General features: G+C 73.4%; 14 protein-coding genes. 3 read left to right on the top strand and 11 right to left on the bottom strand.

Features of this window, described 5'->3' with window-relative positions; all coding sequences use genetic code 11:
• Nucleotides 1–163: 163 nt before the first annotated feature.
• The 5 genes from ACFYW3_RS14580 to ACFYW3_RS14560 all read right to left on the bottom strand — a co-directional run bounded on the left by ACFYW3_RS14580 (nucleotide 164) and on the right by ACFYW3_RS14560 (nucleotide 6604).
• A complete protein-coding gene (locus ACFYW3_RS14580; RefSeq protein ID WP_389386434.1) occupies nucleotides 164–2335 on the bottom strand; it encodes a PQQ-binding-like beta-propeller repeat protein in 2172 nt (723 codons plus the stop codon).
• Nucleotides 2336–2340: 5 nt separating this feature from the next.
• Nucleotides 2341–3282 carry a serine/threonine protein kinase gene (locus ACFYW3_RS14575; protein WP_351760169.1) on the bottom strand — a complete coding sequence of 314 codons (942 nt, stop codon included), beginning with the start codon at nucleotides 3280–3282 and terminating at the stop codon, nucleotides 2341–2343.
• A gap of 97 nt (nucleotides 3283–3379) precedes the next feature.
• On the bottom strand, nucleotides 3380–5494 hold the full coding sequence (locus tag ACFYW3_RS14570) for a protein kinase (protein WP_389386433.1): 2115 nt from the start codon (nucleotides 5492–5494) through the stop codon (nucleotides 3380–3382).
• Between the two features lie 250 nt (nucleotides 5495–5744).
• On the bottom strand, nucleotides 5745–6047 hold the full coding sequence (locus tag ACFYW3_RS14565; protein ID WP_266972789.1) for a YkvA family protein: 303 nt from the start codon (nucleotides 6045–6047) through the stop codon (nucleotides 5745–5747).
• A gap of 92 nt (nucleotides 6048–6139) precedes the next feature.
• Nucleotides 6140–6604 carry a MarR family transcriptional regulator gene (locus ACFYW3_RS14560; protein WP_351760162.1) on the bottom strand — a complete coding sequence of 155 codons (465 nt, stop codon included), beginning with the start codon at nucleotides 6602–6604 and terminating at the stop codon, nucleotides 6140–6142.
• 109 nt (nucleotides 6605–6713) lie between these two features.
• On the opposite strand from ACFYW3_RS14560, the gene ACFYW3_RS14555 reads away from it, so the two are divergent.
• A complete protein-coding gene (locus ACFYW3_RS14555; RefSeq protein ID WP_351760159.1) occupies nucleotides 6714–7268 on the top strand; it encodes a DoxX family protein in 555 nt (184 codons plus the stop codon).
• A gap of 301 nt (nucleotides 7269–7569) precedes the next feature.
• Nucleotides 7570–9363: a glycoside hydrolase family 15 protein gene (locus ACFYW3_RS14550; protein WP_351760156.1), complete on the top strand. Its 1794-nt coding sequence runs from the start codon at nucleotides 7570–7572 to the stop codon at nucleotides 9361–9363.
• A gap of 131 nt (nucleotides 9364–9494) precedes the next feature.
• On the opposite strand, the gene ACFYW3_RS14545 is transcribed toward ACFYW3_RS14550, so the two are convergent.
• The 6 genes from ACFYW3_RS14545 to ACFYW3_RS14520 form a co-directional block, all read right to left on the bottom strand.
• Complete coding sequence (locus ACFYW3_RS14545) at nucleotides 9495–10295, bottom strand: ABC transporter ATP-binding protein (RefSeq protein ID WP_389386432.1); 801 nt, start codon at nucleotides 10293–10295, stop codon at nucleotides 9495–9497.
• A complete protein-coding gene (locus ACFYW3_RS14540) occupies nucleotides 10282–11322 on the bottom strand; it encodes an ABC transporter substrate-binding protein (protein ID WP_351760150.1) in 1041 nt (346 codons plus the stop codon). The genes ACFYW3_RS14545 and ACFYW3_RS14540 overlap by 14 nt, the downstream gene beginning before the upstream one ends.
• Before the next feature lie 159 nt (nucleotides 11323–11481).
• On the bottom strand, nucleotides 11482–12345 hold the full coding sequence (locus ACFYW3_RS14535) for an ABC transporter permease (RefSeq protein ID WP_389386592.1): 864 nt from the start codon (nucleotides 12343–12345) through the stop codon (nucleotides 11482–11484).
• Nucleotides 12346–12350: 5 nt separating this feature from the next.
• A complete protein-coding gene (locus ACFYW3_RS14530; protein ID WP_389386431.1) occupies nucleotides 12351–13469 on the bottom strand; it encodes an LLM class flavin-dependent oxidoreductase in 1119 nt (372 codons plus the stop codon).
• Between the two features lie 512 nt (nucleotides 13470–13981).
• Nucleotides 13982–14536, bottom strand: a complete 555-nt coding sequence (locus ACFYW3_RS14525) for a rhodanese-like domain-containing protein (protein WP_389386430.1) — start codon at nucleotides 14534–14536, stop codon at nucleotides 13982–13984.
• A 341-nt stretch (nucleotides 14537–14877) separates the two neighbouring features.
• Nucleotides 14878–16284 carry an APC family permease gene (locus ACFYW3_RS14520; protein WP_389386429.1) on the bottom strand — a complete coding sequence of 469 codons (1407 nt, stop codon included), beginning with the start codon at nucleotides 16282–16284 and terminating at the stop codon, nucleotides 14878–14880.
• A gap of 331 nt (nucleotides 16285–16615) precedes the next feature.
• Here ACFYW3_RS14520 and ACFYW3_RS14515 point away from each other — a divergent pair, with 331 nt between their 5' ends.
• A complete protein-coding gene (locus ACFYW3_RS14515) occupies nucleotides 16616–17008 on the top strand; it encodes a VOC family protein (protein WP_389386428.1) in 393 nt (130 codons plus the stop codon).
• The last annotated feature ends 56 nt before the right edge of the window (nucleotides 17009–17064 follow it).

The following is a 17064-nucleotide window of genomic DNA, read 5'->3' as shown; positions in this document are numbered from 1 at the left end:
CTTCTACATCGGCGACCCCGGCTCGAGCCCCATCACCCCCCGCCGCGCGCGGGGGCGCGCGCCCGGGCCGCGCCCCCGCGGGGGCCCCGGCCCCCCGGGCCCCCACGGCACCGGGCCGTCTCTTCCGGATCTTGCGGGTCAGGCAAGATCCGGAAGAGACGGCCTAGGACAGCGGCAGGGCGAACGACTTGCCCTGCCCCAGGGCGTAGAGCAGAGACCCGTCCGGGTCCCCGTGAATGCTCGAGGCCATGCTCGTGAACCGCCAGACGGGGCGTCCCGTGCTCAGCTCGACGGCCCGCACTCCGATCGTGTCGATGTCGTACACGTACGCGGAACTCACCACCGGGGCGGCCTCCCCCCGGGTGAGGGTGTCCTTCCGGGTCTTCTCCGTCCACCTCTGCGCGCCGGTGCGCGCGTCCACGCCGACGAGCCCGCGACCGCCCTCCGTGGCGTAGACGACCCCGTCGCGGACCGCGGGGATTCCGTAACGGCGCTGCCCCTGGGCGTTGTTCCCCAGATCGCGGTCCCCGCCGAAGGACCACGCCACGCCCCCGTCGGTCAGCCGCAGGGCCTGGAGGGCGTCGGCGCCGAAGTAGACGTGCTCGTCGTCCACGGTGAACCGCGGGGGCGGCGTGCCCGGGACGATCACGGTCTTGTTCCAACGCACCTTGCCGGTGGCCGGATCGTGCATCGACAGCGTCAGGCCGTCCATGGCCTGCGCCTTGCCGCACACCAGCAGCCCGTGCTTCGTCGTGTCGGCGACGAGGTAGACCCTCTCGTCCGTTCCGCCGGGCGCCGGCGCCGGCGCGCGCCACAGTTCCTTGCCGGACGCCAGGCTCGCGGCCACCAGGAACCATCCGTCGCCCGGCCGGGTCTTCGCGTGGAAGAGCGCCATGTCACCCCGCACGCGCAGCAGTTGGTTCCTCACCTCGCCGCCGTCGAACGCGGGGAGCGTCAGGACGGGCGGCTTCTTGTCCGTGAGCTGCTCCGGGACGGTGACGAGGGCCAGGGCCTTGTCGGTGTCCTTCGACATGCGCAGGATGTAGGCCGCCTTGCCGTCGACCGTGCCCCGGGTCTCGTGCTCGACGTCCGCGGACCAGTCGTACCTGCCCGTCTTCAGGTTGATGCCGGAGACGGCCGATGTGCCGGGAAGCACGAGAACGTCCCCCACCCGGGTCGGCGCCACACGGCTGCTGTCGTTGCGGCCCTCCTTCGCCCACAGCGCCGAAGGCCCGCCCGGCAACGGAGGCTCCGCCTTCTGCGACCCTCCCCGCGCGAGCCAGGCCCACAGACCGCCGCCGGCGAGGGCCGCCGCGCCGGCCGCGCCACCACCCCACACGAGCAGGCCGCGGCGGGACACGCCACCCGTCGCCACGGTCGGCGGCTCCGTCGCGGAGTCCGAGGCGGGTGCCGGGAGTCGGGCCGGAGGCTCCTCCCAGACGGCCGCGCCCCGCCGGGCGATGTCGGCCAGCACGGCGGGCGCGAGCCCGTCGGCGAAGAGGCCGCCCTCGGGGGCGAGCCACTGGGCCAGCTCGGCCGTCGTGGGCCGCCGCGCGGGGTCCTTGTCCAGGCAGCGGGCGAGCAGCGGCAGCAATCCCTCCGGGACGCCGCCGAGGTCCGGTTCCGCGTAGCGCACCCGGTACAGCAGGTCCGCGGCCTGACCGCCGCCGAACGGGCCGTGCCCGGCCGCCGCGAAGACCAGGACGCCCGCCAGCGCGAACACGTCGCCCGCCGGCGTGTGGTCGAATCCGCCCGCCTGCTCCGGGGACATGAACGCGGGGGTGCCGGTCGCCGCGCCGACGCGCGTCAGCCGCTCGTCCCCGAGGGCCCGCGCGATGCCGAAGTCGATGACCTTGGGCCCCTCGGCCGTGATCAGGACGTTGGACGGCTTGAGGTCCCGGTGCACCACGTCGGAGCGGTGCAACTGGCCGAGCCCCCGGGCGAGGTCCGCGCCCAGGCTCCGGACGCACGCCTCGGACAGCGGTCCGCCGAGCCGGACGGCCTCGTCGAGCTGCGGGCCGATGACGTACTCGGTGGCCAGCCAGGGCGTCGCCGCCAGCGCGTCGGCCGCGAAGACGCCCGCGCCGTACCTGCCGCCCATGACCCGGGCCGCGTCCGCCTCCAGTCGGAAACGGGTACGGAAGGCCGTGTCGGCGGCGATCCTGGCGTGCACGGTCTTCAACGCGACCGTCCGGCCGCGCGGCGAGCGGGCCAGGTAGACGGTGCCCATGCCGCCGCTGCCGAGCCGGGCGAGCAACTGGTGTTCGCCGAGGTGCGGAGGATCGTCGTGGGTGAGGGGCATGAGGGGGGAACGGTCGGCCGGGGCGGCGGGCATCGTGGTCAGTGCACCTTCTGGGCGGCCGGCGGGAACGGCGGGGGAGGGGTGGACTCGGTGGTGCCCGGCAGTTCGGCCGCGAGGAGTGCGGCGGACTGGGCGGTGAGCGCGGCGACGATCCGGCCCGGCAGCGGGAGCGGCCCGGCCGCGGCCGTCGCCGGAGCCGGCGCGCCGGGAGAGGCGTCGGCCGGGTCCCCGGTGAGCCCGTGCAGCACTTCCCGAGCCGACCGTGGCCGGTCGGCGGGCGCCGACGCGAGGCAGCTTCCGATCAACCGCCGCAGCCCCGGGGGTAGTTCGCTCTGCTCGGGCACGGTGTGGCCCGTCGAGGCGTAGGCCAGTACCGCGCCGAGTGCGAAGACGTCCCCCGGCGGCGTGGGCCGCCCACCGGAAGCCTGCTCCAGGGCCAGGCAGCCCGGGTCGAGGCCGGGCAGCCCGGAGCGGCGCGTCCCGTCGGGGGCTGCGGCCCGTACGGCGCCGAAGCACGCCAACAGCGCTCCTCCCGCCGTGAGCAGGACGGCCGCCGGCGACAACCCGGCGTGGGTGAACCCCCGGTCGTGCAGGTCCGCCAGGCCCTCGGCGAGGCCGGCGCCCAAGCGGCGCACGAGGTCCTCGGGGAGCGGCCCGCCGTACGCGGCGAGCGCGGCCGGGAGGGGCAGCACGGGCGTGTAGGGAGTGCTGGACCAGGGGAATCCGGCCGTGCCGTCGACTTCCGCGACGGGGAGCAGGCGCGGCACGTCGAGCCGCCGCGCTCCCTCGGCCTCGATCGCCCACCGGGACGGGTCGGCGCCGACCCGCGGCAGACACAGGAGGACGGTTCGGCGGCCGTCCGCGGTACGGGCGATGAACCGGCGCTCGGGCACGCCGCGTTCCGCGGATTCGGCGTCCAGGCGCGCCAGGATCACGTACGGCCCGATGCGTGAAGGGTCGTCCTGACGTAGGCGTTCCATGCGCGAGGTCCCCCGGGTTCGGCTGATGGCCCACCGAGCCTAAGCGGTGGTCGAGGGAGCGGGGGAGCCGGGTGGGGCGGGACGTCGGGCCCGCGGGTCATCCGACGGAGGGCATGGCCGTGATCTTCCCGTCGTTGACGAGGAAGACGCGGTTCTCGGCGCCGGACATCGCCCAGGGCCCGTGCGAGTCGGTGGACCAGGTCCAGAAGCGGGAGCCGTCGGTGGTCGAGTGCGCGGCGACGCCCTTCCCCTCCGCCAGAACCACCCACACGGTCCGCCCCTGGACCACGGGGCGGACGTGCGGCAGCGGACCGGGTCCGACCGCGCCGTACCCCAGGACCAGCATTCTGTCGGAGCCGAGCCTGACCAGGGTGTCGTCCTTCACGCCGAGCAGGGCGTCGCCGTCGCTCACCAGCGGTCCCCAGGCGCCGGCGCCGTCGACGGGGGCCGCGGCCGAGGCGTCGGACCACCTCTCCAGGCCGCTGTCGAGGTCATGGGCCGACAGGGTGAGTCCGCCCAGGAAGACGGACCTCGTCGTGGTCTCCTCTCCCTTGTGGGTGACGATGAGCGGTTCGACGGCGCCGCTCGCCCGGCCCTTGGCTTCCCAGGTGACGTTTCCCCAGTAGCACTCGAAGGTCCACGCGCTCCCGTCGGCGCCGGTCAGGACGAGCTTGTTGCCGGTGGCGGCGGCCTTGGGGCCGGACCCGAGCAGGGCGAGGGTCGGGATCGGCACGGTCCAGCGGACGGTCTGGAGCCCGGTGTTGATCGCCCGCAGTCGGTTGTCCTTGGTCATCACGTACACGGCCTCGCCGTCGAACGCGAGGAGGCGGGCGGCCTCGGCCGCGGGGAGCGACCAGTCCAGCGCGCTGGTGGAGGCGTTGTGGGCGCGCAGCGTGCCGCCCGCGTCCGCCGCGAGGAACAGACGCTCCGTCATGGCCAGGACGCCGGCCTCCGCGGAGATGTCCGGCAGTCGCCACTTCTCCTCGCCGGTCTTGGCGAGGTGGGCGACCAGGCCGCCGTCCTTGCCCGCGAACATCACCACGTCGACCAGGGGCAGCGGTGTGGTCGGCACACCGTCCGCCGGCGCCGCCGCCACGGGCAGGGGGCCCCACAGCGGCTCGGGCGCGTGGCCCGGCGTCTTGGCGGGGCGGTCCAACAGGGCCGCCGGGTGGGCGATCCCGCTCTGTGGCGGTCCCTTCGGGGTCTCCTCGCGCATCGACCACCAGACGCCGGCGCCGCCGCCCGACACGGCCAGCAACCCGCCCGCGCCGAGGGAGGTGCGCAGGAACCGGCGCCGCGAGGGCCCGACGGTGACCGTGACCCCCTCCGGTGCGGCCTGGCGTTCCGCCTCCGCCTGCCGGCGGGCGATGTCGGCGGCGAGCGGACCCTTGCGCCAGGACCGGTCCGCCCCGCGCGGGGGCGCGAACGCTCCGGCGATCTGCTCGGGCGTGGGGCGCGGTCCCGGGTCCTTGGCGAGGCAGGGGGTGATCAGCGCGCGCAGTTCCTCGGGCACGGTGGACAGGCGGGCTTCCCCGTGGACCACCTCGTACTGCACGGCGGCCACGTGCGTCCCGTCGAAGGCGCGTTGCCCGGTGGAGGCGTACACGAGGACCGCGCCCAGCGAGAAGACGTCCGCCGCCGGACCCACGCGCTGCCCCAGGACCTGCTCGGGGGCGCCGTACCCGGGGGTGACGGGCACCTGACCCGTGGTGGTGAGGGTCAGTCCGTGCTCGGGCCGGGCGATACCGAAGTCGATGACCCGCGGCCCGGTCGAGGTGAGCACGATGTTGGCCGGCTTCAGGTCGCGGTGGACCAGCCCCGCCGCGTGGATGTCGCGCAGGGTGTCGGCCAGCGAGGCCGCCAGCGCGCGCACCCCGTCGGTGTCGAACGGGCCGTACGCGCGTACCGCCTCGTCCAGGGTGGGACCGGAGAGGAACTCGGTCGCGATCCAGGGGCGGTTGCCCTCGCTCTCGGCGCCGAGGACCCGGGCGACACCGGCGCCGGTGACCGCCCGCGCGGTGTGCGCCTCGCGCAGGAAGCGCTGGACGAGGTTCTGGTCGTGCGTCAGTTCGGGCAGCAGCACCTTCACGGCGGCGGTGGCGCCGGTGTGGTCACGGCCGAAGTAGACCTTGCCCATACCGCCTTCGCCGAGGACGCCGATGACGCGGTAGGGGCCGAGTCGGATCGGGTCGCCGGGGCCGAGAGGTTTCATGGATGCCGCTTCCTGTCCTGCCGGGCCCGACTCTCGGCCCCGGGGCGCGGGGCGTTCGGCCCGGCGCGCCTGCGCACCGGCCATCGTTTCATTCGCCGGTGCACAGGTGGCGCCTGGGGCGGCACGTGAGTGGGGCGGCAGGTGGTGCGGCGCGGGCGGGCGTCGGCGGGAGTCGGCGGAGGAACGCGACGCGGTGCGGGGGACGGAGCGGTGGGCGGCCCGTTCAAGGGGTGGTGCGGTGGCGGTCGGCTCAGGGCAGGGCGCGGTCCGGCGCCTTGCCGGCGCCGCGGGCCGCGGTCGCCGCCGCCTGCAGGGAGCGCAGGGCCAGCAGGAGCACCCCGATGTCGTCGAGGTACACGGGGTCCGGGATCAGGTCCACGGGCGAGATCGTGTAGGCCACGGCCACCCAGAACAGGGCCTTGTCCCGCAGCGGGATCCCCGCGTCGACCAGCAGCTTCCGCGCCTTGAACACCCGTACGAGCAGTACGGCGGCCAGGGCCGCCAGCCCGACGGCGACGATCACGGCGATGGTGAGCCAGACTTTTCCGTCCATGCCACTCCTATACCCCGTGGGGGCGGGAACCCTCGGGCGGCCCGTTCCCGGGCCCGCTGCCGGTCGCGCGCCGCTTCTCGGGCGGTCGTACCTCAGGCTCCCTGTTCCCGCAGCCGGCGGGTGACCTCGCCGAGACCGGCGGCGAGGGTGTCGAGCTGGTCGGGCGTGAGCACGTCGATGAGGGCCTCCCGGACGGCGGCCACGTGGCCCGGCGCCGCCGCGTCCAACCGGGCGCTGCCCGCGTCGGTGAGGACGGCGAAGACCCCGCGCACGTCGGAGGGGCAGCTGCGGCGGCGGACCAGTCCGGCCTTCTCCATCTGGGTGACCTGGTAGGTCAGCCCGCTCTTGGAGTTGATCAGTCCGTTGGCGAGCTCGGTCATGCGCAGCTCGCGATCGGGCGCCGCCGCCAGCCGGACGAGGATCTCGTACTGGGGGTGCGAGAGTCCGGAGTCGTCCTTGAGCTGTTGGTCGAGGCGCCGGTTCACCAGGGCGGAGGCGGCCAGGAAGCCGTTCCAGGCCCGCATCTCGCGGTCGTCCAGCCATCTCGTCTCAGCCATGGTCACAGGATACAGCGGGTTGTTCCAATTTGAATCAATGGTTAGGGTCGGGATCGCCGGTTCGAATTTGAACTACCGACTCGGGCCGGCTCGACCGGAAGGAACCCCCATGACCAGCGCCTCCGCCACCACGACGAAGGCTCCGGCCGCCGCACCGGCCGCCCCCCGCCCCCTCACCACCACCGGCCTGGACGCCGGCCTGCTGCTCCTGCGCGTCGTCCTCGGCCTCACCATGGCCGCCCACGGAAGCCAGAAGCTGTTCGGCTGGTTCGGCGGGGGCGGCGTCAGCGGCACCGGCCAGTTCTTCACGGCGAGCGGCTACCCGGCGGGTGACGCCATGGCCGTCCTGGCCGGACTCACCGAGACCCTCGGCGGCCTCGGCCTCGCCGCCGGCCTGTTCACCCCGCTCGCCGGCGCCGCCCTCGTCGGCACCATGATCAACGCGCTCGCCGTTCACGGCGTCGGCTCGTTCTTCGCCCCGGAAGGCATCGAGTACGAACTGCTCCTGACCGCCGGCGCCGCCGCCCTCGCCCTGACCGGCCCCGGCCGGTACGCGGCCGACCGCTTCGTCCCCGTCCTGCGCGAGAACCGCGCGGCCCACGGCGCGCTCGCCCTCGCCCTCGGCGTGGTGCTCGGCGCGGTGTTGCTGCTGGTGCGCGGCTAGGCCGTCTCTTTCGGATCTTGCCTGACCCGCGCGGATCTTGCCTGACCCGCGCCGCCCGGCACCGCACCTCGCCGCGTTGTCGAGGCACCCGAGTACGTCCAGTGCTCGGGAGCCTCTCCGCCGTGCGATGCACGGCACCGGACGACGCGACCCGGTAAACCTTCCCGGTCACGGCACCAGTGCTGTGACCGGGACGCCTCCGGCCGCCCGGCCGCGGCGAAACCCACCGAAAACCCGCGCGCAAGAGGGTGTCCCGGGGCCGGTCTGATTGGCCCCGGGTATTCGGGGGAAGAGCGCACAAATGACACAACCCATCGAAGACTACGCACTCATCGGCGACCTGATGACCAGTGGGCTGGTCGGCCGAGACGGGTCCATCGACTGGCTGTGCCTGCCGCGCTTCGACTCGGCCGCCTGCTTCGCCGCCCTCCTCGGCGAGAAGGACAACGGCCACTGGCGCATCGCCCCGGAGGGCGCCGCCGACGGGGAACGGTGCACACGCCGGGCATACATCGACGGTTCGTTGGTCCTGGAGTCCCTCTGGGAGACCGAGGACGGCACGATCAAGGTCATCGACTTCATGCCGCAGCGCGACACCGCGCCGGACGTGATGCGGATCGTCGAATGCCTGTCCGGTGAGGTCACCGTGCGCAGCACCCTGCGCCTGCGCTTCGACTACGGCCACGTCGTCCCCTGGGTCCGACGCTCCGCGGGCGACCGGGTCGCCGTCGCCGGCCCCGACTCCGTCTGGTTCCGCAGCGAGCCGCCCGTGCGGACCTGGGGCGAGCAGAACACCACCCTTTCGGAGTTCACCGTCTCCGCCGGGGAGAAGGTCGCCTTCGTCCTGACCTGGCACCCGTCACACGAGCCGCGCCCCGAGCAGGTCGACCCGTACCAGGCGCTGGAACACGCGCTCGTCGACTGGGCGCAGTGGGCCTCCCAGTGCACCTACGACGGCCCCTACAAGGAGGCCGTGATCCGCTCGCTGATCACCCTCAAGGCCCTCACGTACGCCCCCACGGGCGGGATCGTCGCCGCCGCCACCACCTCCCTGCCCGAGGAGCTCGGCGGCGTCCGCAACTGGGACTACCGTTACTGCTGGCTGCGCGACTCCACCCTCACGCTCGGCTCCCTCATCGCGACCGGTTTCAAGGACGAGGCCCGCGAGTGGCGCAGGTGGCTGCTGCGGGCGGTCGCCGGCGACCCCGCCGATCTGCAGATCATGTACGGGATCGCGGGCGAGCGGCGGATCCCGGAGTTCGACCTGCCGTGGCTGCGCGGGTACGCGGAGTCCGCCCCCGTCCGCGTCGGCAACGCCGCCGTCGACCAGCTCCAGCTCGACGTGTACGGCGAGGTCATCGACTCCCTGTACCTGGCCCGCTCCACCGGGCTGGCCAGCGAGGCGCACGCCTGGCAGATCCAACTCGCGCTGCTCGACTTCCTGGAACGCAACTGGCGCCGGCCGGACGAGGGGCTGTGGGAAGTGCGCGGTCCGCGCCGTCACTTCACGCACTCCAAGGTGATGGCCTGGGTGGCCGCCGACCGGGCGGTGCGGACCCTGGAGGCGGATCCGTCGATGCCGGGCGACCTGGAACGCTGGCGGGCCATAAGGGACGACGTGCACGCCGACGTGTGCGAGAAAGCCTTCGACCCGGAGCGCAACACCTTCACCCAGTACTACGGTTCGCGAGAACTGGACGCCGCGACCCTGCTGATCCCCCGCGTGGGATTCCTGCCTCCCGACGACCCGCGCGTGATCGGTACCGTCGACGCCGTCCGCGAGGAACTCGGCCGCAGCGGCCTGGTCCGCCGCTACAGCACCGAGGGCCCCTCCGTGGACGGTCTGCCCGGCGACGAAGGGGCCTTCCTGGCCTGCTCGTTCTGGCTGGCCGACGCCCTGCACATGACCGGCCGGGGCAAGGAGGCGCGGCAACTCTTCGAGATGCTGCTGTCCGTGCGCAACGACGTGGGTCTGCTCGCGGAGGAGTACGACCCCGTCGCCGGCCGCCAACTGGGCAACTTCCCGCAGGCGTTCAGCCACGTCGGCCTGGTGAACACCGCACTCACCCTGAGCCGCGACCCCGCGTCGGACTGACCGGGAGGACGGGCGGTACGACGCGCGTCACGGAGCGGTGGTCGCCGCGCGACGCGGGGAGGGGCCTGGGCGGGATGCGGTCGGGTGGTCGGTGAGGCCGCTGCCCCCGCCCGCCCGACCGCCGGGGTCGGTCACGGTCGACGCATGGCCTCCGTGAGCCGGCCGCGCAGGTGGGCGAACTCCGGGGAGGAGCGCAACGCGGCGACGTCCGTGGTCGCGGCGCGGTCGAGCGGGACCGGGAGCTCCGCCACCACCCTGCCCGGGTTCGCGGCCATCACCAGGACGCGGGAGCCCAGCAGGACGGCCTCCTCGGCCGAGTGGGTCACGAACAGCACCGTGGTCCCGAGGCGGGCCGCCAGCGTGCGCACCTCCTCCTGGAGCCGTTCCCGGGTCAGCGCGTCCAACGCGGCGAACGGCTCGTCCATCAGCAACAGCTCCGGCTCCGCCGCCAGCGCCCGGGCGATCGCCACCCGCTGCTGTTGGCCGCCCGACAGCTCCCACGTACGCCGCGCCGCCAGGCCCGGCAGCCCCACCCGCTCCAGCAGCTCCGCGATTCGGGCGGGCCGCTCCGCGCGCGGGACCCCGTGCCGGGCCAGGGCGAAGCCGAGGTTCCCGCCGACGGTGCGCCACGGGAACAGCCGAGGCTGCTGGAACACCACCCCCGCGCCCCGGCCGGGCTCCGGGGTCCCGCCCCGGACCAGGGCCGTTCCCGTCGCCGGGCGCTCGAATCCGGCGGCGACCCGCAGCAGGGTCGTCTTGCCACAGCCGGAGGGCCCCACCAGGACGACGAACTCGCCCGCGTGGATCCGCAGGTCCACCCCCTCGACCGCCGTGACCCGCTGCTTCGCCGGACCGTAGCGGACCGACACCCCGGCCAGTTCCACGGCCGGTTCCACGGCCCCGGGCGCCGGGAAGGCGTCAGTTCGCGGCACGGCCGAGCTCCTCCACCGCGAGCGCCCGCCCGAACACGGCCTGGTCCGGGACCGCGTCCACCGCCTTCTGCCCCTTCAGGAACACCGCGGCGTCGTGCAGATGGCCGGCCAGCTTGCCGGGGGCGCCGGGCGTGCCCAGGTACTCGGGCCCGGTCTGCTCCTTCGCGCTCAGCAGCACCAGTTCCGACAACTGGCGCTTCGCCTCGTCCGCCGGCAGGCCGAGTTCCGCGCCGATCGACCTGGCCGCCTGGTCGGGTGCGGTGCGCGCCTGGGCGACCGCCTGGTCCTGGGCCTTCAGCCAGGCGGTCACCACCTCGGGGTGCCTGGCGGCGAAGTCGTCGGTCACCACCCCGAGGTCGGCCGTCGGCTTGCCCTGTTGTGCGACCTGTCGGCTGGTGATCAACACCTTCCCGTCCTTGGCCAGTTCGCCGAGCGTGGGCGTCCACACGTACGCGGCGTCGACGTCCCCGCGCTTCCACGCCGCCAGGGTGTCCTGGGGCTGGAGGTCGACGGTCTTCACGGACGACGGTTCGACCCCGGCGGCGGTCAGCGCGGCGAGCAGGGAGTAGTGCGAGGTGGAGCCGTAGGGGGTGGCGACCTTCTTTCCGACCAGGTCCTTCACCGAGCCGATGCCGGGCTTGGCGACGAGGGCCTCGTTGTCGCCGATCAGGTCGTGGATCCACACCACCTTGTACGGGATGTTCAGCGGCGCCGACAACCCCTTGGTGACCGGGCTGGAGCCGGCCAGGCCGAGGTCCACGGCCCCCGCGAGGACAGCGGTGTTGACATCACCCCCCGATTCGAACTTCACCCATTTCACGTCGGCCGCGGGGAGGGCCTTCTCCAGCAGCCGCTGGTTCTTCACGACGAGGTCGGCGTTGGGTATCGACTGGTAGGCGATCCGTACGGTGGTGCGCCCCGCACCGTCCGAGTTCGCGCCGTCGCCCCCGCAGGCGGTGGCGCCGGCGGCGGTCAGGGTGACCGCGGCGGCCAGCAGGAACGTACGGCGCGAGAGGAATCCGGTCATGGCTGTGCTGCTCCGGTGTGAGTGGTGTGAGTGGTGTGAGTGGTGGTCTGTACGAGTGGTGCGGTGTGGGGCGGGGTGAAGCGAGGTGAAGCGAGGTGAAGCGAGGTGAGGTGTGGTGAGGTGTGGTGAGGTGTGGTGTCCGTGGGCGGTGCGGGCCACTCAGGTGCGGCCGCGCCAGGGCACACCGGCCCGCTCGACTCCGCGCAACAGGGCGTCCAGCACGATCCCGGACAGCCCGATGGCCAGGATGCCCGCGATCACCAACGCGGTCTGGTTGTAGCGCTGCGCGTCGCGGATCATGCCGCCGATGCCCGGAGTCCCGTTGATGGTCTCCGCCGCGACGACGGAGGTGTACGCCACACCCACCGCGATCCGGATGCCGGTGAGGATCTCGGGCAGCGCGGCGGGAAGACGCACCGACAGCAGCAGGTGCGCCGGACCCGAGCCCAAGGCGCGGGCCGCCTCGACGAGTTGATCGGGCACGGTGCGAACGGCCGCGGCCGTCGCGGCGGCGATCGGCGGCAGTGCGGCGATCACCAGCAGCCAGATCTTCGGGGCTTCGTCGATGCCGAACCAGATGACGAGCAGCGACAGGTACGCGAGCGGGGGCAGGGTCCGCAGGAACGTCACGACCGGTTCCAGTACGACGGCCAGCGGCCGGACCACGCCGATCAGCAGCCCGAGCGGCACCCCGACCAGCACGGCGTACCCGGCGCCCGTACCGATCCGCCCCAGGCTCACCCCGAGGTGCTCGATCAGGAGGTGGCCGCCGTAACCGCGCACCCCGTCGTGCGTGGTGGAGGCGAGCACGAACTGCCGCCACACGTCGCCGGGCGAGGGGACGAGCACCCGGGGCCACACCTCGGCGGCGACCACCGCCTGCCAGACCCCGATCAGCACGATCAGCGACACGAGCCGCAGGGCGCCGCGGCGCGATGCCTCGCGGAGCCGGTGCCGGCGCCCGGCGGCGATGGTCGGGTCCGCGTCGGGGGAGGGGGGCCGGGTGGTCGCGGCGGTCAGCAGGGTACTCACGTGGAGACCGCCGTCCCGGTCAGGGCACGCAGCCGCGGCGCCACCTCTTCGCCGACCCGGAAGGCCTCCTCCAGGTGGGGGTACCCGGACAGAATGAACTCGTCGATTCCCAGGGCCCGGTACTCGGCGAGCCGGGCGGCCACCTCGTCGTGCGAGCCGACCAGTGCGGTGCCGGCGCCCTCGCGGACCAGGCCGATGCCCGCCCACAGGTTCGGCGAGACGGTCAGTCGCGCCGCGTCCGTGACCCCGCCGTGCAGCGCCGTCATGCGGGCCTGCCCGACGGAGTCCATGGTCGCGAACCGTTCCTGACTCGCCCGGACGGCCTCCGGGTCCAGCCCGGCGAGAATCCGGTCGGCCTCCGACCAGGCCTCGGCCGTGGAATCCCGGCTGATGACGTGCAGCCGCAGCCCGAAGCGCAGGGTGCGACCGGCGGCGCGGGCCCGTTCCCGAAGCCGGCTCACGCGTGCGCCGACGGCGGCGGGCGGTTCGCCCCAGAGCAGTTGTACGTCGGCCCGGCGGGCGCTGACGTCCTCCGCGGCGGCCGACGCTCCACCGAAGTACAGCGGGACGTGGTGGCGCGTCGCCGGGTCCGTGAGCCGTGCTCCCTCGATCCGCAGGTGTGTCCCGTGGTGGTCCACCTGTTTGCCGTCCAGCAGGTCCCGGAGCACCGTCATCACCTCGTCGGTGCGGGCGTAGCGGGCGTCGTGTTCCAAGTGGTCTCCGTAGGAGCGCTGTTCGGCGGGGTCCCCGCCGGTCACCAGGTTCAGGCCGAGCCGACCGTTCGCGAACCGGCGGAAGGCGTCGGCCTGTTGCGCGATCAGCGTGGGCGCGGCCAGGCCCGCCCGGAACGCGACCAGGAACCCGATCCGGTCCGTGTGTTGGGCCAGCGCGGAGGTGAGGATCCAGGGATCCGCGCAGCCGAGTCCCACCGGCGTCAGGAGCGAGTGGAAGCCGGCCTGCTCGGCGGCCCGGGCCACCTGCGCCAGGTAGGGGATGTCGGCCGGTCGGCGGGTGGCCGCTCCGGTGCGGCCCTGGACGGAGGTCACCCCGCCGGGGTCGCGGCCGTCCCCGCCGGTGGGCAGGAACCAGTGGAGCAGAAGGGGGTTCTCGGACACGGTGAAACCTCGTCGGGGCAGCGCGGCACGTGCCACCGCCCGGCGGTGGCACGTGTACACGGGCAGAAGGGAGTCAGGGGCGAAAGCGAAGGGAGCGCGGACGCCCGGGTGGGCGCGAGAGCGGCGTGCCGGGCCGCACGAGGGCGGAGGGGAACGCGGATCGCGGCGTGCCGGGCGGCGCGCGGTCAGCCGTACGGTGTCAGGAGCGGCGGATCAACAGCCGTGCGTACGGGAGGAGTCGGCCCGACAGAGCATGGTCGACACGCGCAGCAGATCCACGTGACGACGCGAGACGAGAAGGGGGGCCATGGCCGCATCCTGTCGGGGTTCGACCACCCGGGACAAGCGCGGTCCGTATCGTGGACGCGGGAGTACCGGGAAGTGGGACGGTGAGGGAGGGGCGGGGACGCGGGCGAGGAGCCCGGACCGGGGTACCGGCGTCGGTTGAACGGCGCGGGTCACCGGCGTCGGTTGAACGGCGCGGGTCACCGATGTCGGTTGAACGGCGCGGGTCACCGGCGGCGGTTGAACGGCAGCCTTCCCAGCACCGACGCCATCGCGCAGGTGTCGGTCAGCGCGGAGAACACGAGCCCACCCGCCACCGCGGCGCTCAGGAGCAGGAACGCCGGGTGCGTGAAGGTGCCGAGGGCCAGCCCCAGCAGGACGAGCGTGCCGGCGGAGATCCGCACCTGCCGCTCCATGGCCCATACGGCCCGACGGCCCTCGGCGGGGTACTCCAGGGCGTACCCGCCGGCGGACCAGGCTCCGGTCCCGCCGGTCAGACCGGCGGCGGTGACGCCGTGATCGGCCAGGGCGCGGGCCGCGTTCCGCGACCGGGCTCCGGAGGCGCAGACCAGCAGCAGCGCCCCGCCGGTTCCCTCGGCGTGTTCGGCGGCCTTCCGCAGTTCGGGCAGGGAGTCCGTGATCCGGTCGAGCGGGATGTTGACGGCGCCCGGCAGGTGACCGGAGTCGTACTCGCCCGGCGTGCGGACGTCGACGACGGTGAACTCCTCGGGGCGGGCATGGACCTGGTCGACGGTGACGGCGAGGGTCTGGGGCGTGCTCATGGCGGACGTGCTCCTCGGAAGGGAACGGCGCGGGAAACGGAACCGGCACGGAGGTACCGGAACGGGTGCCGGTGCCCCTGGGCACGCGCGACGGCGCGGCGGGGGCGGGTGTACGGGCAGGCGTGCGGGCAGGCGTCAGCGACGACAACAGGGGCGCGGCAGAACGCGCGGGGTGACGGCCATGCCGCGGAGCATAGACACCCCGGCGCGTTCGCGCCGGCGCTCCACGCCGCTCGCAACACGCCCGCAATGTGGGTACGACGAAGCCGACCCGGCGCGTGCGCGGGGTCGGCTTCGGGTCGGCTTCGTCGTGAGGTGCGCGGGCGGCGGTGGCGTCGCCCTCAGACGGCGGCCTCCTCGCCGTCGTCCGGGATGCTGACCAGCCAACGGCTGTTCTGGCGCGGGCGCAGGTACAGCGCCCAGTACAGGGTGGCGACGGCGGTGATGCCGCCCGTCCACAGCAGGTACTGCGTCTCCTGCTGCGTCAGGATGTACGCGAACACGGCGATCAGCACCACCGGTACGGCCGGCCACAGGGGCATCCGCCAGGCCGCCGACGCCCCGTGCGTCCCGCGGCGGCTGTACAGCGCGGCGACCGCGACCAGCAGGTACATGCCGGTGACCGAGACGCCGGTGACCCCGTAGAGGGTGTCGAGGTTGACGAAGCACATGGCCGCGCCCGGAACGCCGACCAGCAGCGTGGCGACCCACGGGGAGCCGAAGCGGCCGAGTCGCGACAGGGCGTTGTTGACCGGCTCGGGCCAGGCCTTGTCGCGGGCGGAGGCGAAGAGCACCCGGGAGTTCTGGATGACCATCACGATGCCCGCGTTGACGATGGCGAGGGCGACGCACAGGCTCACGAAGGTGCCGACGGCCGAGTTGGACCAGGCGGTGACCATCGAGCCGATGTCCCCGGAGGTCAGCACGGCCAGGTCGGGGGCGCCCATGGTGATGGCGATGACCGGGACCAGGATGACGGCGGTGGAGATGGCGAGGGTGGCGAGCACGGTCCGCGGGACGTTGCGGCGGGGGTTCTCCAACTCCTCCGACAGGTAGACGGCCGTGGAGAAGCCCTGGGTGATGAACAGGGCGATGGCCAGCCCCGAGACCACCATCATCGCGGTGACCGGGGAGGTGCCCCCGTTGTCGGTGGCGACGGCGCCGTGCACCAGCACGTCGGCGCCGCGCTCGCTGTGGGCGAAGCCGAGTACGGCCACCAGTGCGGCGGCGATCACTTCGAGGACCAGGAAGATGCCGGTGATCCAGGCGTTGGCCCGGAGGTCGAGCAGCCCGGCGAGGGTGGCGAGCAGCATCACTCCGGCGCCCGCGACCGGCGCTGGCACGTCGATCACCGGGGCGAGGTAGTCGGCCGTCCCCATCGCGATCACGGGCGGCACGATCATCACCACGAGCAGGGACAACACGAACACGAGCCACCCGGCGAGCCGGCCCGCGAGAGTGGACACCATCGCGTACTCGCCGCCGGCGCTGGGGATGAGGGTGCCCAGCTCCGAATAGCAGAACGCCACGCCGACGCAGAGCAGCGAGCCGATGGCGATGGTCAGGGCGGCCCGGGTGCCGAGGTCGGCGAACAGGTCGGGCACGACGACGAAGAGCGTCGAGGCGGGCGTCACGCACGAGAGGGTGAGCAGGGTTCCGCCGACGACGCCGATGGAACGCTTGAGCTTCTGGGGGACGGGCCCGGTGGCGGGGGCGAGGGCCTGGGGTGCGCTGATCGTGTCAGACATCGGTGCGGTGTTCCGATCGGCAGATGCGGTGAGTGAGCGCGGGAGCGGTATCGCCTCCGAGGCGGTGGTGAGCAAGGTGTTCGGTGGCTCCCGGGCCGTCATGCAATCCCTGCGAGATCCGCAGGTCAAGAGCTGTTCACCTGCGGATTCCATCGTCACGCGCCCGCTCCATGCCTCGGATACGGTGTTAAGGCCGCGTAAACGTTGAACGAACGAGCGGTGCGGGAACCGCAGGATGATCGTCGCGACTTTTCCTCCGCTTTGCCGATCCGGGACCAGAACGGCCGGCCTGGCCCCGCGTACGGGAGGCTACTGCGGGTAAGCGCGGTCCATGACGGTCAAGAAGACGAGCGTTCTCGTACTGGACTGCGCCGAGCCGGAAGGCCTGGCGCACTTCTACGCCGATCTCCTCGGCGCCGAGGTGCGGGCCGGGGCGGGCCTGGACATGGTCGAGGTCGTCGGCGGTCCCGGCGTGCACCTGGCCATCCGCAGGGACCTCGGTCACGCGCCGCCGAGTTGGCCGCGCCCCGAGGACTCCCAACAGGCACACCTGCGGATCCAGGTCGCCGCCGAGGACCTGGACGAGGCCGAGCGGGAGGCGGTGTCGCTCGGAGCCCGGCCCCTGGACGTGGACGTGGAGGACGGCCCGCGCGACGCCCGGCTCTTCAGCGACCCGGCCGGGCACTCCTTCACCCTCGCGGCAACCGGACCTCTGCGCACCTGAGCCCCGGTCACAGCACCGGGCCGGCTCTTCCGGATCTTTCCTGACCCACAAGATCC

This window comes from Streptomyces sp. NPDC002602, from assembly GCF_042889445.1.
Classification (GTDB): Bacteria; Actinomycetota; Actinomycetes; order Streptomycetales; family Streptomycetaceae; genus Streptomyces.
The sequence above is the reverse complement of the archived record's forward strand: the minus strand, read 5'-3'. Positions and strand labels throughout refer to the sequence as shown.